This is a genomic window from Streptomyces macrosporus (genome assembly GCF_039533145.1).
In the GTDB taxonomy this organism is placed as follows: domain Bacteria; phylum Actinomycetota; class Actinomycetes; order Streptomycetales; family Streptomycetaceae; genus Streptomyces; species Streptomyces macrosporus.
The window spans coordinates 135092-152258 of sequence record NZ_BAAASZ010000032.1 but is presented as its reverse complement, the minus strand read 5'-3'; the positions used below and the strand labels follow the sequence as shown (position 1 = coordinate 152258).

Here is a 17167-nt window from a genome sequence, read left to right as displayed (position 1 = left end):
GCTGTTGAGTTCTCAAGGAACGGACGCTTCCTTCGCGACCCCTTCCGGGGCCCCTCCGGGCGCTTCCCTCTCGGTGTTTTCCACTTTACCAGAACCGTTTTGGGTCCGTTTCCGGGCCGTTCATCGATTCCGGGCTTGCGAGGGTACCGGAGCAAGACTGCTTCTGGTTCCCGTCGCGGTGGAGCCCTAAACGTACTGGAGCGGGGCGCCCGGATGCAAATCCGGGCGCGCCCGCCGCAGTTGAGCCTCAGACCTCCACGACCACGGGCAGGATCATGGGGCGGCGGCGGTAGTTGTCCGACACCCACCTGCCCACCGCCCGGCGGACGAGCTGCTGGAGCTGGTGGGGTTCGGAGATGCCGTCCTGGGCCGCCTTGGACAGGGCTTCGTCGATCTTGGGGATCACCGAATCGAAGTCGCTGTCGTCGATGCCGGAGCCCCTGGCCTGGATGTACGGGCCACCCGTGATCTTGCCGGTGCTGCTGTCCACCACCACGAAGACCGAGATGATGCCCTCCTCGCCGAGGATACGGCGGTCCTTCAGCGAGGTTTCCGTGACGTCTCCCACGGACAGGCCGTCGACGTAGACGTACCCCGCCTGCACCTTTCCGACGATCTTGGCCCTGCCGTCGACCAGGTCGACCACCACGCCGTCCTCCGCGATGACGATGTGGTCCTTGGGCACGCCCGTCAGCGCGCCCAGCTCCGCGTTGGCCCGCAGGTGGCGCCATTCGCCGTGGACGGGCATCAGGTTCTTCGGCTGGCAGATGTTGTAGAAGTACAGCAGCTCGCCCGCCGAGGCGTGGCCCGAGACGTGGACCTTGGCGTTGCCCTTGTGGACGACGTCGGCGCCCCACCGGGTCAGGCCGTTGATGACCCGGTAGACCGCGTTCTCGTTCCCCGGGATCAGGGACGAGGCGAGGATCACCGTGTCGCCCGGGACGATGCGGATCTGATGGTCGCGGTTGGCCATGCGCGACAGCGCGGCCATCGGCTCGCCCTGCGATCCGGTGCAGACGAGCACCACCTCGTCGTCCGGCAGGTCGTCCAGGGTCTTGACGTCCACGACGAGACCGGCGGGCACCTTGAGGTAGCCCAGGTCACGGGCGATGCCCATGTTGCGCACCATCGACCGGCCGACGAACGCGACGCGCCGGCCGTGCTCGTGTGCGGCGTCGAGGATCTGCTGGATGCGGTGGACGTGGCTGGCGAAGCTCGCCACGATGATGCGCTTCTGCGCTCCCGCGAAGACCTGGCGCAGCACCTGCGAGATGTCGCGCTCGTGCGGGGTGAAGCCGGGCACCTCGGCGTTGGTGGAGTCCGACAGCAGCAGGTCGATGCCCTCCTCGCCCAGACGCGCGAAGGTGCGCAGGTCGGTGAGGCGGCGGTCCAGGGGGAGCTGGTCCATCTTGAAGTCGCCGGTGTGCACGGCCATGCCCGCCGGGGTGCGGATGGCGACCGCCAGCGCGTCCGGGATGGAGTGGTTGACCGCCACGAACTCGCAGTCGAAGGGTCCGATGCGCTCGCGGTTCCCCTCGGCCACCTCCAGGGTGTACGGCCGGATGCGGTGCTCCTGGAGCTTGGCCTCGATCAGCGCCAGGGTCAGCTTGGAGCCGATCAGCGGGATGTCGGGCTTCTCCTTCAGCAGGAACGGGACGCCGCCGATGTGGTCCTCGTGTCCGTGGGTCAGGACGATGCCGTCGATGTCGTCCAGCCGTTCCCGCACGTAGCTGAAGTCCGGCAGGATCAGGTCGACACCGGGCTGCTCCTCCTCGGGGAAGAGGACGCCGCAGTCGACGATGAGCAGCCGGCCGCCGTACTCGAAGACGGTCATGTTGCGGCCGATCTCGCCCAGGCCGCCCAGGGGGACGACACGCAGACCACCCTCGGGGAGCGGCGGCGGCGGGCCGAGTTCGGGATGCGGATGGCTCAAAAGACTCTCCTCACCACGCGCGCCACGCGCCCCCGCGGGGCACGTGGCGCGCGATCGTCGTGCACGTGCAGTTGTCGGTCCGTATGTACCCGTATGTAGTTGTGAAGTCCGTGTCTCAGAGCTGTACCCCGCCGGCCGCGAGATCGCGCTTGAGCTGTTCGGTCTCCTCCGGGGACAGCTCGACGAGCGGCAGGCGCAGCGGTCCCGCGGGCAGGCCCTGGAGGGCGAGGGCGGCCTTGGTGGTGATCACGCCCTGGGTGCGGAACATGCCGGTGAAGACCGGCAGCAGCTTCTGGTGGATCTCCGTCGCCTTGGCGACGTCACCGCTCAGGTGGGCGTCCAGCATCGCGCGCAGCTCGGGGGCGACGACGTGGCCGACGACCGAGACGAAGCCGACGGCTCCGACGGACAGCAGCGGAAGGTTGAGCATGTCGTCGCCGCTGTACCAGGCGAGTCCGCTGGTGGCGATGGCCCAGCTCGCACGGCCCAGGTCGCCCTTGGCGTCCTTGTTGGCGACGATCCGCGGGTGCTCGGCCAGCCGGACGATGGTCTCGGTGTTGATGGGGACGCCGCTGCGGCCGGGGATGTCGTAGAGCATGACCGGCAGGTCGGTCGCGTCGGCGATGGCGGTGAAGTGCCGGTACAGGCCCTCCTGCGGGGGCTTGTTGTAGTAGGGCGTGACGGCCAGCAGGCCGTGGGCGCCCGCCCGCTCGGCCGCGCGGGCCAGTTCCACACTGTGCCGGGTGTCGTTGGTGCCGGCTCCGGCGACGACGTGGGCGCGGTCGCCGACCGCCTCGACCACGGCGCGGACGAGTCGGGCTTTCTCCTCGTCGCTGGTGGTCGGGGACTCGCCGGTGGTGCCGTTGACGATGAGGCCGTCGTTGCCGGCGTCCACCAGATGGGCGGCGAGCTGCTGTGCGCCGTCGAGGTCGAGATCGCCGTCCGCGGTGAACGGCGTGACCATCGCGGTCAGGACCCGCCCGAAGGGCGTCTGCGGTGTGGAGGTCGGAGCCATGGATCCCACGCTACTCGCAGCCTGCGGTGCGATGCTCCCTCGGGAGGCCGGATGTGGAGCCCGACACTGTCCGCTCGGGGGTTCAGACAGTGCCGGGTCCGTACATCGAGCCTAGACGAACCTTTATCAAAGCCGCAATCCGGACATCGCTTGCGGTGACTCGCGCCTACGGGGCGACTCGCCCGTTGGCGTTGAACGCCTCGTGGGTGAGGGGCATGAGCCTCGCCCAGTGCGCCTCCATCTTCTCGGCGACCATCTCGATCTCCCGCTGCGGGAAGGAGGGCACCTTCGCCAGCTCGTGCCGGGTGCGCAGCCCCAGGAAGTGCATCAGCGAGCGCGCGTTGCAGGTGGCGTACATCGAGGAGTACAGGCCGACGGGGAGGGCCGCGCGCGCCACCTCGCGGGCGACGCCGGCGTCCAGCATCTCCCGGTACGCCTCGTACGAACGCCGGTACGAGAACTCCAGGGCCTCGGCGACGTTCCGGTGCTGCTCCGCGGTGCCCTCGACGAACCGGTACTTGCCCGGGCGCCCCTCCTGCACCAGCTTGCGGGAGGCGTCCGGAACGTAGAAGACGGGCTCCAGCTCGCGGTAGCGGCCGGACTCCTCGTTGTAGGACCAGCCCACCCGGTGGCGGTGGAACTCGCGGAAGACGAAGATCGGCGCGCTGATGAAGAAGGTCATCGAGTTGTGCTCGAACGGGCTGCCGTGCCGGTCGCGCATCAGGAAGTTGATCAGGCCCTTGGAGCGCTCCGGGTCCTTCTCCAGCTCGTCCAGTGACTGCTCACCCGCCGTGGAGACCCGCGCCGCCCACAGCACATCGGTGTCGGCGGCGGAGTGTTTGACCAGCTCGACGGTCATGTCGCTGCGGAAACGGAGGTCGGGGGCGTCGGACACCGGGGTTCCTTCCAGTCGTGCCACATCGGTTCTCGGGGCGGTGCACAGCCTAGGGCGGTGGCGGCTCACCCTCGACATGCGGTGCCCGGCCGCGGCCGTGGGCACAGTCGCTGATATTTTTCTGCAAGCATCCGAAATCGGGCACTTCGCCGAACGAACGGACGTTCCCCGTACGGAAGCACAGGTCGTCGTCCAAGGAGTCTCGCCACATGGGTCGCCGCGAGGAGTCCGTGCCCTTCGCCTTCGTCGCCGAGTCCGATCACTTCCGCAGTAACGTCACGCCCCCGCGCCGGCGGTCCACGCCCTCGGAGATACTGGGCCGCGTGCTGCTGGGGCTGGTCGTGATCGCCGGGCTCGTCGGCTCCCTGCTGCTCGGGGTCCCCGCCCTGGAGACGCCGGATCCGCTCGACGACGGGCCGGACCGGCCGACCGCCGCCGAGAGCCGCTGATAATCTCCTCGCTCACAGGCCCCACCGACCGCGCCCGTGAGCGAGGATCCCGTGCCCCTGCACTTCCTGACAGCCGACGGCGAGCTGGACACCGCCCCGTCGGACACGCCCCTGCCCCACGAGGAGCGCGAGCGGTGGCGGCGTCCCTACCGTCCCGGCCCCTGGCGGGTCGGCGGGGCGGCACTGCTCCTGCTGCTCGCCTCCTACATGCTGCTGTCCACTCTGATCATCGCCATGGCGGGCACCCTGACGGAGGCGGGCGTGTGCCTGGCGGGGGCGGTGCTGGTGATCGCCTGCGCGCTGCGGCTGCTCCGCGTGGGGGTGTGGGTCAGCGCCCACGGCATACGTCAGGTGGGGCTGATCACCACGACGACGCTCGCCTGGCAGGACGTGACCGCCGTGCGGACGGTGCAGCAGCCGGTGAAGTGGCTCGGCACACCGCGCACCGTGCAGGGGCAGGCGCTGCTCGTCGAGCCGCGCGGACAGGAGTCCCTGCGGACGGTGCTCACGGACCACAACGCCGACTTCCTGGCACGGCCCGAGGCCTTCGACCGGGCCGCGGACGTGGTGGAGGCGTGGGCCGCGGAGTACCACCGCCCGCAGCACCCGTAGGGCCCCTCCCCGGGCCTCCGGCACCGTCTTCCGGCACCGAGGGAACCGACGGAGGAGCCCCGCGTGGATCGGACGGTCAGAGGGGGGACTTCCGCGCGCCCGACACGATCTTCCCGTCGTGGAGGGCGATGGCCCGCTGCATGGCCTTGCGGGCACGCGGGGTGTCCCGGGCGTCGTGGTAGGCGACGGCCAGCCTGAACCAGCAGCGCCAGTCGTCCGGCGCGGCCTCGGCCTCCCGCTTGCGCAGGGCGAAGACCTCGTCGGCCGCCGCCCGGTCGACGCGCCCGCCCGGGGTCCTGGCCGGTGCCTCCTCCGGCAGCCCGCCCTCGGCCTCCAGCTCCCTCGCCAGCCGGCCGGCGTCCCGGGCGAACCGGGTGTTGTGCCACAGGAACCAGGCGCCGACGCACGGCAGCACGAAGGCCACCGCTCCCATGCCCATCGCGGCGGGCTCGCCCGTCCTCAGCAGCAGCACGCCCTCCAGGGCGACCACGAGGAAGACGACGACCAGCGCGGTGGAGAGGAAGAGGTAGGTGATCTTTCCGCCCATGGCCGTCAGTCCAGGTCCAGGAAGTGTTCCAGTCCCACGGTGAGACCGGGCGTGTCGACCACGCGCCGCACGCCCAGCAGGATGCCCGGCATGAAGCAGCTGTGGTGCAGCGAGTCGTGGCGGATGGTGAGGGTCTCCCCGGTGTCGCCGAGCAGCACCTCCTGGTGCGCCAGCAGACCGCGCAGCCGCACCGCGTGCACCGGCACCCCGTCCACGTCCGCGCCGCGGGCGCCGTCGAGGGCGGAGGTGGTGGCGTCCGGCTGCGGGGGGAGGCCCGCCTCGGCGCGCGCGGCGGCGATGAGCTGGGCGGTGCGGGTGGCGGTGCCGGAGGGGGCGTCGGCCTTGTTCGGGTGGTGCAGCTCGACGACCTCGACGGACTCGAAGAAGCGGGCGGCCTGCTGCGCGAAGCGCATGGTCAGGACGGCGCCGATGGAGAAGTTCGGCGCGACCAGCACACCGGTGCCCGAGGACGCCTCCAGCCAGCCGCGGAGCCGGTCGAACCGCTCCTCGGTCCAGCCGGTGGTGCCGACGACGGCGTGGATGCCGCGGCCGACGCAGTACTCGAGGTTCCCCATCACCGAGTCGGGGTGGGTCAGGTCCACCGCGACCTGGGCGCCCGCCGTGGCGAGCTCCTCCAGTTCGTCGTCCTTGTCTAGGGCGGCGACGAGCTCCATGTCGTCGGCGCCCTCCACGGCGCGCGCGGCCTCGGAGCCGATCCGGCCCTTGGCGCCGAGGACTGCTACGCGGAGCTTGCTCATGTGCGTGTTTCCTTCACGGGTACGGGGTCGGTCAGGCGACGGCTTCGTCCAGACGGGCGCTCTGCTTGTCGCTCAGCGGTCCGATGACCGACAGCGAGGGCCGCTGTCCCAGGATCTCGCGGGCCACCGAACGCACGTCGTCCGGGGTGACGGAGGAGATCTTCGCGAGCATGTCGTCGATGGACAGCTGCTCGCCCCAGCACAGCTCGCCCTTGCCGATGTGGTTCATCAGCGCGCCGGTGTCCTCCATGCCCAGGACCGTCGATCCGGCGAGCTGGCCCATGGCCCGCCGCAGCTCCTCGTCGCCCAGGCCGTGCTCGGCGACGTGGTCCAGCTCGTCGCGGCAGATCTTCAGCACGTCGTGGACCAGGTTCGGACGGCAGCCCACGTACACGCCGAACAGGCCGCAGTCGGCGAAACCGGAGGTGTAGGAGTACACGCTGTAGGCCAGTCCGCGCTTCTCCCGGATCTCCTGGAACAGCCGTGAGCTCATGCCGCCGCCCAGGGCCGCGCTGAGCACCCCGAGCGCCCAGCGGCGCTCGTCCATGCGGGACAGGCCGGGCATGCCCAGGACCATGTGGGCCTGCTCGGTGCCGCGGTCCAGCAGGTCCACGCGGCCCGCGGTGCGGATGCGGCGCGAGCCGGTGCGGGGACCGACGGGTTCGGCGTCGGCGTCCGCCGGCGCGCCGGCCCGCTCGAACGCCTCCCGCACCTGGCGTACGACCGTGTCGTGGTCGAGGTTGCCCGCGGCGGCGACGACGAGGTGGGTCGGGTCGTAGTGCCGGCGGTAGAAGCGGGCGATGCGGTCGCGGGTCAGGGCGTTGATCGTCTCGTTCGTGCCCAGGACCGGGCGGCCCAGCGGGGTGTCGCCGAGCATGGTCTTGGCGAACAGGTCGTGGACGCAGTCGCCGGGGTCGTCCTCGGTCATGGCGATCTCTTCCAGGACGACGCCGCGCTCGGCCTCGACGTCCTCGGCCCGGATCAGCGAGCCGGTCAGCATGTCGCAGACGACGTCGACGGCCAGCGGCAGGTCGGTGTCCAGCACCCGGGCGTAGTAGCAGGTGAACTCCTTTGCCGTGAAGGCGTTCATCTCGCCGCCGACCGCGTCGATCTCCGCGGAGATCTCCAAGGCGCTGCGCCGCTTGGTGCCCTTGAAGAGCAGGTGCTCCAGGTAGTGGGTGGCGCCGTTGAGGGCGGGCGTCTCGTCGCGGGAGCCGACCCGCACCCAGATGCCGAAGGTCGCGGAGCGGACGGTCGGCACGGACTGGGTGACGACGCGCAGCCCGCCGGGGAGGACGGTCTTGCGGACGGTCCCCGCGCCGTTCCCTCCTCCGGAGGGGAAGGCGGCCGGCACTCCTCGGGCGTGCGGACGGGAGGGGATCGGGGGATGGGCGACGGCCCGCCCCACCGCGGTGGTGGGGCGGGCCGTCGTACGGGGCGTGCGCGTCACTTGGTCGCAGCGTCCTTCGCGTCGGTCTTCTCGGCGCCGTCCGTGGCCTCTTCCTCGTCCAGGACCGGGACCAGCGACAGCTTGCCGCGCTGGTCGATCTCGGCGATCTCGACCTGGACCTTCTGGCCGACCCCCAGCACGTCCTCGACGTTCTCCACGCGCTTGCCGCCGGCGAGCTTGCGGATCTGCGAGATGTGCAGCAGGCCGTCCTTGCCCGGGAGGAGGGAGACGAAGGCACCGAAGGTGGTGGTCTTCACGACCGTGCCCAGGTAGCGCTCGCCGACCTCGGGCATCGTCGGGTTGGCGATGGCGTTGATGGCGGTACGGGCGGCCTCGGCGGCCGGTCCGTCGGCGGCACCGATGTAGATGGTGCCGTCGTCCTCGATGGTGATGTCGGCGCCGGTGTCCTCCTGGATCTGGTTGATCATCTTGCCCTTGGGGCCGATGACCTCGCCGATCTTGTCCACCGGGATCTTCACGGTGATGATCCGCGGCGCGTTCGGGGACATCTCGTCCGGCTTGTCGATGGCCTCCATCATCACGTCGAGGATGTGCAGGCGGGCGTCGCGGGCCTGCTTGAGGGCCGCGGCCAGCACGGAGGCCGGGATGCCGTCCAGCTTGGTGTCGAGCTGGAGGGCGGTGACGAAGTCACGGGTTCCGGCGACCTTGAAGTCCATGTCGCCGAAGGCGTCCTCCGCACCGAGGATGTCGGTGAGGGTGACGTAGTGGGTCTCGCCCTCGATCTCCTGGGAGATCAGGCCCATGGCGATGCCGGCGACCGGCGCCTTGAGAGGCACACCGGCGTTCAGCAGCGACATGGTGGAGGCGCAGACCGCGCCCATGGACGTCGAGCCGTTGGAGCCCAAGGCCTCGGAGACCTGGCGGATGGCGTACGGGAACTCCTCGCGCGAGGGCAGCACCGGGATGATCGCCCGCTCGGCCAGGGCGCCGTGGCCGATCTCGCGGCGCTTGGGGGAGCCGACGCGGCCGGTCTCACCGGTGGAGTACGGCGGGAAGTTGTAGTGGTGCATGTAGCGCTTGCGCGTCACCGGGGAGAGGGTGTCGAGCTGCTGCTCCATGCGGAGCATGTTGAGGGTGGTGACGCCCAGGATCTGGGTCTCGCCGCGCTCGAAGAGCGCGGAGCCGTGCACCCGCGGGATCGCCTCGACCTCGGCGGCCAGCGTGCGGATCTCCGTCAGCCCGCGGCCGTCGATGCGCTTCTTCTCCTTGATGACGCGCTCGCGGACCAAGGCCTTGGTCAGCGAGCGGTACGCCGCGGAGATCTCCTTCTCGCGGCCCTCGAACTGCGGCAGCAGCTTCTCGGCGGCCAGCGCCTTGACGCGGTCCAGCTCGGCCTCGCGCTCCTGCTTGCCGGCGATGGTGAGCGCCTGGGCCAGCTCGCCGCGGACGGCCTCGCTCAGCGCGTCGTACACGTCGTCCTGGTAGTCCAGGAAGATCGGGAACTCGGCGGTGGGCTTGGCGGCCTTGGCGGCGAGGTCGGACTGGGCCTTGCACAGGGCCCGGATGAAGGGCTTGGCGGCCTCCAGACCGGCGGCGACGACCTCCTCGGTCGGGGCCTGGACCCCGCCCTTGACCAGCTCGACGGTCTTCTCGGTGGCCTCGGCCTCGACCATCATGATCGCCACGTCGCCGTCGGGAAGGACGCGACCGGCGACGACCATGTCGAAGACGGCCTCCTCCAGCTCGGAGTGGGTGGGGAAGGCCACCCACTGACCGCGGATCAGGGCGACGCGGGTGCCGCCGATCGGGCCGGAGAAGGGCAGGCCCGCCAGCTGCGTGGAGCAGGAGGCGGCGTTGATCGCGACGACGTCGTACAGGTGCTCGGGGTTGAGCGCCATGATCGTCTCGATGATCTGGACCTCGTTGCGCAGGCCCTTCTGGAAGGACGGGCGCAGCGGCCGGTCGATCAGCCGGCAGGTGAGGATCGCGTCCTCGCTCGGGCGGCCCTCACGGCGGAAGAAGGAGCCGGGGATCTTCCCGGCGGCGTACATCCGCTCCTCGACGTCGACGGTGAGGGGGAAGAAGTCCAGCTGCTCCTTCGGGTGCTTCGAGGCGGTGGTGGCCGACAGCACCATGGTGTCGTCGTCCAGGTAGGCCACCGCGGAACCCGCGGCCTGGCGGGCCAGGCGGCCCGTCTCGAAGCGGATGGTGCGGGTGCCGAAGGAACCGTTGTCGATGACGGCCTCGGCGTAGTGGGTCTCGTTCTCCACCAGGAAATTCTCCTCGTCCGCGTCCTCGCCCGTGTGGCGAGGACGGTGATGGCGGAGCGTCTTCCCGTGCGGGCCGGTCTTCGATCGAAGCTCCCGGGACGAATGCCCGGGGGCCACTACCGAGGACCGGCGGCGTGAAGCGCTCCTCCTCGTTCGTGTATGTCGTTGTGGGACCAGACTACAAAGCTTCTGCCCACCGTGACTCTTGGCAAGTACCGGAGTACGGCAAAGGGAGCGGTCCCCTCCGGTGGGAACCGCTCCCCTCACGGCGTGTTACCGGGCGCCGCCCGCCGCGCCACGGCGGATGCCCAGGCGCTCGACCAGCGCGCGGAAGCGCTGGATGTCCTTCTTCGCCAGGTACTGCAGCAGGCGGCGGCGCTGGCCGACCAGGAGCAGCAGACCACGGCGGGAGTGGTGGTCGTGCTTGTGGGTCTTCAGGTGCTCGGTGAGGTCCGAGATGCGGCGGGTGAGCAGCGCGACCTGGACCTCGGGGGAGCCGGTGTCGCCCTCCTTGGTGGCGAACTCGGCAATGATCTGCTTCTTCGTAGCGACGTCGAGCGACACGCGATACTCCTTGGGTTCTTCTCGTCGAGGCCACCGAGTGCCCCTGGCGGACCGTGCAGGGGATCTTTCGCGACTCGGGAGGCGGGGTCCGCTGGGCGCTGTCTCCAGGCACTCCGGAAGACGCGTACGCAAACGGCCGTCGATCAGCCTACCAGTCCTGCGACGGGTCGCTCACCGCCGGTCGACCGGCCCGCCGCCGGCCCCGCTCAACTCGTCATGCTCCGGGCGGCGGAGTAGAGGTCCAGCACGGCCAGGCAGAGCGGGACCAGCGACAGCAGGACGGCGCCCTCGGCGATGTCGAGGAAGCGGCCCCAGAAGGGGGTGACGCCGCGCCGCGGCACGACCAGCCCGATGGCCGTGATCAGGGCCGCCGCGGCGGCGAGGGCGGCGGACAGCCAGATCGTCCGCAGGTCCAGGGCGCCGTCGTCCCCCGTCAGCAGCTTCTGCAGCAGGTCGGCGGGGGGATTGAGGGCCAGACCGAGGGAGAGCAGGGCGAGGGTGGCGAGGCCCGCGGCGAGCGCGCAGGCGACCTGGACGGTGTAGCGGAAGAGCCGGGCGCGCATCAGCATGCCCAGTCCGGCGGCGAGGGCGAGGAGCTGGCCCCAGCCGGAGTCGGAGAAGCCCAGGACGGCCGCCGCGCCGACGACGACGGCCGCGCATCCGCCGACGAGGCCCAGGAGCATCTCGTGCCCGCGGCGGGCCTGCGCGGCGATGCGGTCGGCGTCGACCGGGCCGTCGGTGTCGGGGGCGGCGTCGGGGTCCTCGTCGTACCGCATGGCGCCGGACCGCGGCGCATTGTAGCCGATGGGGAGCCGGGCGAAGCGGGAGGACAGGCCCGGCAGGAACGCGATGGCCCCGATCGCCACCGGGACGCACAGGGCCGCGGTCTCCACCGGCCGGATGTCGGTCAGGATGGCGACGAAGGTGACCAGGGTGCCGACGGTCGCGGCGAAGGCGGCGGCGACGAACGGACCGTCGCCGCTGGGCGTGGCGGCGATCAGGGCGACGGAGGCGACCAGGACGGCCACGCACCCCAGCAGGAACTGCAGCCGCCCGATGCCGCCCCCGTCCTCCAACGGCAGCAGCCCGGAGCCGGCGATCATCACGTGCGGCAGGGAGGCGAGTCCGAGGGCGATCGCGGCGGGGCGGTCGTCGTACACCCGCGCCCGTACGGCCGCGAAGGCGATCAGCAGCACCCCGGTCACGGCGGCGATGATGCCCGGCAGACCGTGCATGTCGTGGCGGACCGGGTCGGCGAACCACAGCACGAAGGCCATGAGCGCCAGCAGCACCACGCCGCCGACCAGCCCGGCGGCCCGCATCAGATCGTCGCTCCACAGCCTGCGGTCCCGGCTCACCGCGGAGGCGACCGCGTCGGAGACGTCGTCGAAGACGGCGGGCGGCAGCGACTCGGCGAACGGGCGGAGGCTGAGGACCTCCCCGTCCAGGACGCGCTGGGCGGCGAAGGAACGGGCGCTGTCGAGGACGCTGCCGTCGCGGCGCACCAGGTGGTAGCCGACGGGGGCGCCCTCGGCGGGCGTCTGGCCGCTGAGGCGGAGGATCTCCGGGTAGAGGTCCGCGACGGGGATGTCCTCGGGGAGGGCCACGTCGATGCGACTGTCGGGCGCGACGATGGTGACCCGGCAGAAGCCGGTGGCGGCTGCCGGTGCAGTCGTACTCACCTTGAGATCCCCCTCATGGGCTGCTCACTGGCTCCATAACTGCGCACGGGCCGTTCACAAGACCCCCACGATCCCCCGCGGTTCCTCACCTGCGGCCGTTCGCTCGCTGCTGCGCATTGTCGCGCGACACCCTACCGCCCTCGGTCGTCTTGTAATCCCAGTAGGATCGCCCCGCGCGGACGGCGTCCGTCGCCATGGGGGCGTCGGCAGGAACTGTCCCGTCTGCCCGAGGGATTGATGCGCCGTGAGTCAGATCGTCGTCAAGCGTCCGCCACGGGTCCTGCCCCCCAGCGTGCCCGGCGAGGATCTGAGGCTCGAGCCCCCGCCCGAACTGCCGCGCGGACAACAGGAGGGCGTGCTCTTCCAGCTCCTGCCGATGCTCGGCATGGGCGGGTCGGTCGTGTTCTTCTTCATGCCGAACGCGCACCCCTTCATGCGCATCATGGGCGTGATCATGATCGCGTCCACGATCGCGATGCTCATCGCCACCATCGTGCGCTTCCGCAGGGGTACCCAGGGCGAGATGGCGCAGCTGCGCCGGGACTACCTCAAGTACCTGGCGCAGGTGCGGCGCAAGGTCCGCAGGACGGCCCGCCTGCAGCGCGACGCCCAGTTCTACCTCCACCCCTCGCCGGAGCAGCTGTGGGCCCTGGTCGCCGAGGGCAGCCGGGTGTGGGAACGGCGGCCCAGCGACGACGACTTCGTCCACGTGCGCGTCGGGTTGGGCACGCAGCGGCTCGCGACGCCGCTGGTGGCTCCGGAGACCGCGCCGGTGGACGAGCTGGAGCCGCTGACGGCCGGGGCGATGCACCAGTTCCTGAAGACGCACGGCACCGTCGACGGACTGCCGATGGCCGTGTCGCTGCGCGCCTTCTACCACATCACGATGAGCGGCGACCCCGACTCGGTGCACGGCGGCGTCCGCGCGATGGTGGCCTCGCTGGTCTCCCTCCACTCCCCCGACGACCTGGTGGTCGCGGTCGTGACCGGGCACGACGCGCTGGAGCGCTGGGAGTGGGCCAAGTGGCTCCCCCACGTCCAGGCCCCCGGCGCCACGGACGGCGCGGGCAGCCGGCGGCTGATCACGGCCGACGTGACGGAGCTGGAGACCCTGCTGGGCTCCCGGCTGGAGGGCCGGCCGCGCTTCAACTCCGGCGGGCAGCCCGTGCTGGACCAGCCGCACGTGGTGGTCGTGCTGGACGGCGGGGCGACGGTGCCCCCGACGTCCGTGCTGGCCTCCGCGGAGGGCCTGCAGGGCGTCACGGTCGTCGAGGTCGTGCCCGGTGAGATCGACAGCCCGCGCGGCGGCCTGTCGATGGTCGTACGGCCCGACCTGCTGCGCCTGGAGTCGGGGCACGGCGCGGTGTACGAGGGCCGGCCCGACGTCCTCTCCCCCGAGGCCGCCGAGGCGCTGGCCCGGCAGCTCGCCCCGCTGCGCATGGGCACGGGCGGCGGCGACGACGAACCGCTGCTGGCGAACCTGGAGTTCACCGACCTGCTGAACCTGGGCGACGCCGCGTCGGTCGACGTGCGGCGCACCTGGCGGCCGCGGTCGACGGCCGAGCGGCTGCGCGTCCCCATCGGCGTGGGCGAGGACGGCCAGCCGGTCATGCTGGACCTGAAGGAGGCGGCGCAGGACGGCATGGGCCCGCACGGCCTGTGCGTCGGCGCGACCGGTTCCGGCAAGTCGGAGCTGCTGCGCACCCTGGTCCTGGGTCTGGCGGTCACGCACTCCTCGGAGACGCTGAACTTCGTCCTGGCGGACTTCAAGGGCGGTGCGACCTTCGCGGGGATGGCGCAGATGCCGCACGTGGCGGCCGTCATCACCAACCTGGCCGACGACCTCTCCCTGGTCGACCGCATGGGCGACTCCATCCGCGGCGAGCTCAACCGCCGCCAGGAGCTGCTGCGCGACGCGGGCAACTACGCCAACATCCACGACTACGAGCGGGCGCGCGCCGCGGGCGCCCCCCTGATCCCGCTCCCCTCGCTGGTCCTGGTCATCGACGAGTTCAGCGAGCTGCTGACGGCCAAGCCCGACTTCATCGACATGTTCATCCAGATCGGCCGCATCGGCCGATCGCTCGGCGTGCACCTGCTGCTGGCCTCGCAGCGTCTGGAGGAGGGCCGGCTGCGCGGCCTGGAGACGTACCTGTCGTACCGGATCGGTCTGCGGACCTTCTCCGCCGCCGAGTCCCGGGCCGCGCTGGGCGTGCCGGACGCGTACCACCTGCCGTCGGTGCCCGGCTCCGGCTACCTGAAGTTCGGCACCGACGAGATGGTCCGCTTCAAGGCCGCCTACGTCTCGGGGACCTACCGCTCGAACTCCTCCGGCGAGGGCGTCCCCACCGGTCCGCTGCCGGCCGACCGCCGTCCGGTGCTCTTCACCGCCAAGCCGGTGCCGGTGCCGGTGCGGCGGGCCGAGCCCGTCCCGGCGGCTCCGACGCCCGCGGCTCCGGCGGACGACGACGCGCTGGCGGACACCGTCCTGGACGTCATCGTGCGCCGGCTGGAGAACCAGGGTCCCGCGGCCCACCAGGTCTGGCTGCCGCCGCTGGACCAGGCGCCGCCGCTGGACGAGCTGCTGCCCGGCCTGGCGGTCGTCGAGGGCCGCGGCCTGACCCAGCCCGACAACCCGAACGCGGGCCGGCTGGCGGTGCCGCTGGGCCTGGTGGACAAGCCGTACGAGCAGCGGCGCGAGACGCTGCTGCGGGACTTCTCCGGCGCCGCGGGTCACATGCTGATCGTCGGCGGCCCGCAGTCCGGCAAGTCCACCCTGCTGCGCACCCTGATCGCGTCCTTCGCCCTCACCCACACCCCGCAGGAAGTGCAGTTCTACGGGCTGGACTTCGGCGGTGGCGGCCTGTCGGCCGTGGCGGACCTGCCGCACGTGGGCGGCATCGCCTCGCGCCTCGACCCGGAGCGGGTCCGGCGGACGGTGGCGGAGGTCGCCGGGGTGCTCAACCAGCGCGAGGAGTACTTCCGGGCGGCCGGCATCGACTCCATCGCCACCTTCCGGCGCCGTCGGGCGCGCGGGGAGATCACCGACCAGCCGTGGGGCGACGTCTTCCTGATCGTCGACGGCTGGGGCGGCCTCAGGCAGGAGTACGAGATGCTGGAGGCCGCCGTCACCGACATCGCCACCCGCGGTCTGGGGTACGGCGTCCACGTCGTCGTGACCGCCTCCCGCTACATGGAGGTGCGCCCGGCCCTCAAGGACCAGTTGCTGAACCGGCTGGAGCTGCGGCTCGGCGACCCCATGGACTCGGAGTTCGACCGCAAGGTCGCCGCGAACGTCCCGACCGGCGTCCCCGGACGCGGCCAGACGCCGGAGAAGCTCCACTTCATGGCCGCGGTCCCCCGGATCGACGGCGTCGCCTCCGACGAGGAGCTGTCCGACGCCACCGCCGCGCTGAACCGCGCGGTGGCCCGGGCGTGGCAGGGGCCGACGGCTCCGCCGGTCCGGCTGCTCCCCCGCGAGCTGCCCGCCGACCAGTTGCCGAAGGGCAACGACCACCCGCGGCACGGCGTCGCCTTCGGCATCGACGAGAACACCCTGCAGCCCGTCTTCGTCGACTTCGAGACCGACCCCTTCTTCCTGGTCTTCGGCGAGAGCGAGTCGGGCAAGACCGCGCTGCTGCGGCTGCTGGCCAAGCAGATCTGCGAGCGCTACACCCCCGACGAGGCGCGCATCGTCGTCGCCGACTACCGGCGCTCCCTGCTGAGCAACATCCCGGAATCGCACCTGATCGTCTACGCCGCGATGTCCAACGCCATGGACACGCACATGGCGGCGATGAAGGACCTGATGGAGAAGCGCACTCCGCCGGAGAACGTCACTCCGCAGCAGTTGCGCGACCGCAGTTGGTGGCACGGTCCGAAGATGTTCGTGATCGTCGACGACTACGAGCTGGTCTCCACCTCCAGCGGCAACCCGCTCGCCATGCTGGCCGAGCACCTGCCCTTCGCCCGGGACATCGGCGTCTGCTTCATCATCGCCCGCAACACCGCCGGTGCCTCCCGCGCCTCCTACGAGCCGTTCATGCAGCGCATCAAGGAGCTCGGCGCCCAGGGCGTGGTCCTCTCCGGCGATCCCGGCGAGGGCGAGCTCATCGGCAACGTCCGGGCCCGTCCGATGCCTCCGGGCCGGGGCTACTTCGTCTCCCGCCGGCGGGGCAACCCGCTGGTCCAGGTGGGCTGGCTGCCCGCGCGCTGAGCACCGGCCCGAGCGCCGGCGCCGGGTCGCGGCGTGTGACCGCGACCCGGCGCCGGCGCGTTCCCGGCCACGCGTCCCGCGGTACCCGGCGCGGCGGCCGGCGCCCCCTCGCCGTCCCCGGAAGGCCGGGAATGCCGCCGCGCTCGGGGCGGCGGAGTTCGGAATCGCCGCTCGACTCCCCTGCCGGCACGGTGGCGGGCACCGTGCGGACACCACTCGGCCGCCACGTGGCGTCACATCGCCCATTTCACCGAACCGGTCGTGCCCAATGGACCGCCGAAAGCTCCCTCGTTCTTTCCGTGAAGACCTTCCGATCTTCTCGTGAACCGCGGGACGAGGGACGGAGAACCGTTTCACGGCGTCCGTTCCGCCGGGCGACACGACGCGTGGGATCGTGTATGGCCGCCCCGCTCTTCCGAAATCGCCGGGAGACGAGCGCGGAATGAGCGCCGGCGCCGCTCACCTCGTCCTTCGACGTGCCTTCGAGGCATCGAGTTTCACGACACGAGGCGGCGCCGCAATGCCGGGATCGCGAGATCGGCCGCCTTCCGAAGACGCGGAAAACCCCTGAAACGGGCACATCATCCGGTCGGCCGCATTGGCGACGAACATCTCTTCCCGGGGACATCCTCCATTCGTCCGGAACATGCACACGGCTTCTCCCCTCTTTCCGGAACTCGGCGCCGTACAGCGACCTTCGGAGGCCATGGGGGACTGTTATCTTGAGGGGTCTGCTGGGCCGACGCTCGCCGAGAGTTTTTGACCGGCGGCGTCGACATCGGATGACGGGGGAGGACACGGGTGGAGAGCCTGAG

The 17167-nt window shown here is 71.1% G+C and carries 12 protein-coding genes; 3 read left to right on the top strand and 9 right to left on the bottom strand.

Going from position 1 to position 17167, the window contains the following annotated elements:
• Positions 1 to 247: 247 nt before the first annotated feature.
• From ABD335_RS24105 to thyX, 3 genes are all read right to left on the bottom strand, one after another.
• The gene (locus ABD335_RS24105; RefSeq protein WP_344327144.1) at positions 248 to 1933 is read right to left on the bottom strand and encodes a ribonuclease J; all 1686 of its coding nucleotides are present in this window, start codon (positions 1931 to 1933) and stop codon (positions 248 to 250) included.
• A gap of 115 nt (positions 1934 to 2048) precedes the next feature.
• The gene (gene dapA / locus ABD335_RS24100; RefSeq protein WP_344327142.1) at positions 2049 to 2948 is read right to left on the bottom strand and encodes a 4-hydroxy-tetrahydrodipicolinate synthase; all 900 of its coding nucleotides are present in this window, start codon (positions 2946 to 2948) and stop codon (positions 2049 to 2051) included.
• Between the two features lie 166 nt (positions 2949 to 3114).
• Positions 3115 to 3807: an FAD-dependent thymidylate synthase gene (gene thyX / locus ABD335_RS24095; RefSeq protein ID WP_344327157.1), complete on the bottom strand. Its 693-nt coding sequence runs from the start codon at positions 3805 to 3807 to the stop codon at positions 3115 to 3117.
• A gap of 245 nt (positions 3808 to 4052) precedes the next feature.
• Here thyX and ABD335_RS24090 point away from each other — a divergent pair, with 245 nt between their 5' ends.
• Both ABD335_RS24090 and ABD335_RS24085 read left to right on the top strand, forming a co-directional pair.
• Positions 4053 to 4292 carry a hypothetical protein gene (locus ABD335_RS24090; protein ID WP_344327140.1) on the top strand — a complete coding sequence of 80 codons (240 nt, stop codon included), beginning with the start codon at positions 4053 to 4055 and terminating at the stop codon, positions 4290 to 4292.
• Positions 4293 to 4343: 51 nt separating this feature from the next.
• On the top strand, positions 4344 to 4904 hold the full coding sequence (locus tag ABD335_RS24085) for a hypothetical protein (protein ID WP_344327155.1): 561 nt from the start codon (positions 4344 to 4346) through the stop codon (positions 4902 to 4904).
• Positions 4905 to 4980: 76 nt separating this feature from the next.
• Here the strand turns inward: ABD335_RS24085 and ABD335_RS24080 are convergent, their stop codons facing one another.
• The 6 genes from ABD335_RS24080 to eccD all read right to left on the bottom strand — a co-directional run bounded on the left by ABD335_RS24080 (position 4981) and on the right by eccD (position 12136).
• Positions 4981 to 5451: a hypothetical protein gene (locus ABD335_RS24080; RefSeq protein ID WP_344327138.1), complete on the bottom strand. Its 471-nt coding sequence runs from the start codon at positions 5449 to 5451 to the stop codon at positions 4981 to 4983.
• Positions 5452 to 5456: 5 nt separating this feature from the next.
• The gene (dapB, locus tag ABD335_RS24075; RefSeq protein ID WP_344327136.1) at positions 5457 to 6209 is read right to left on the bottom strand and encodes a 4-hydroxy-tetrahydrodipicolinate reductase; all 753 of its coding nucleotides are present in this window, start codon (positions 6207 to 6209) and stop codon (positions 5457 to 5459) included.
• A gap of 31 nt (positions 6210 to 6240) precedes the next feature.
• Positions 6241 to 7659: a M16 family metallopeptidase gene (locus ABD335_RS24070; protein ID WP_425583725.1), complete on the bottom strand. Its 1419-nt coding sequence runs from the start codon at positions 7657 to 7659 to the stop codon at positions 6241 to 6243.
• Positions 7656 to 9890, bottom strand: a complete 2235-nt coding sequence (locus ABD335_RS24065) for a polyribonucleotide nucleotidyltransferase (protein WP_344327133.1) — start codon at positions 9888 to 9890, stop codon at positions 7656 to 7658. Before ABD335_RS24065 ends, ABD335_RS24070 begins: the two co-directional genes overlap by 4 nt.
• Before the next feature lie 273 nt (positions 9891 to 10163).
• Positions 10164 to 10454 carry a 30S ribosomal protein S15 gene (gene rpsO / locus ABD335_RS24060; protein ID WP_344327131.1) on the bottom strand — a complete coding sequence of 97 codons (291 nt, stop codon included), beginning with the start codon at positions 10452 to 10454 and terminating at the stop codon, positions 10164 to 10166.
• Between the two features lie 206 nt (positions 10455 to 10660).
• A complete protein-coding gene (gene eccD / locus ABD335_RS24055) occupies positions 10661 to 12136 on the bottom strand; it encodes a type VII secretion integral membrane protein EccD (RefSeq protein WP_344327129.1) in 1476 nt (491 codons plus the stop codon).
• A gap of 244 nt (positions 12137 to 12380) precedes the next feature.
• Between eccD and eccCa the strand changes: the two genes are divergently transcribed.
• Positions 12381 to 16352 carry a type VII secretion protein EccCa gene (eccCa, locus tag ABD335_RS24050; RefSeq protein ID WP_344327127.1) on the top strand — a complete coding sequence of 1324 codons (3972 nt, stop codon included), beginning with the start codon at positions 12381 to 12383 and terminating at the stop codon, positions 16350 to 16352.
• The last annotated feature ends 815 nt before the right edge of the window (positions 16353 to 17167 follow it).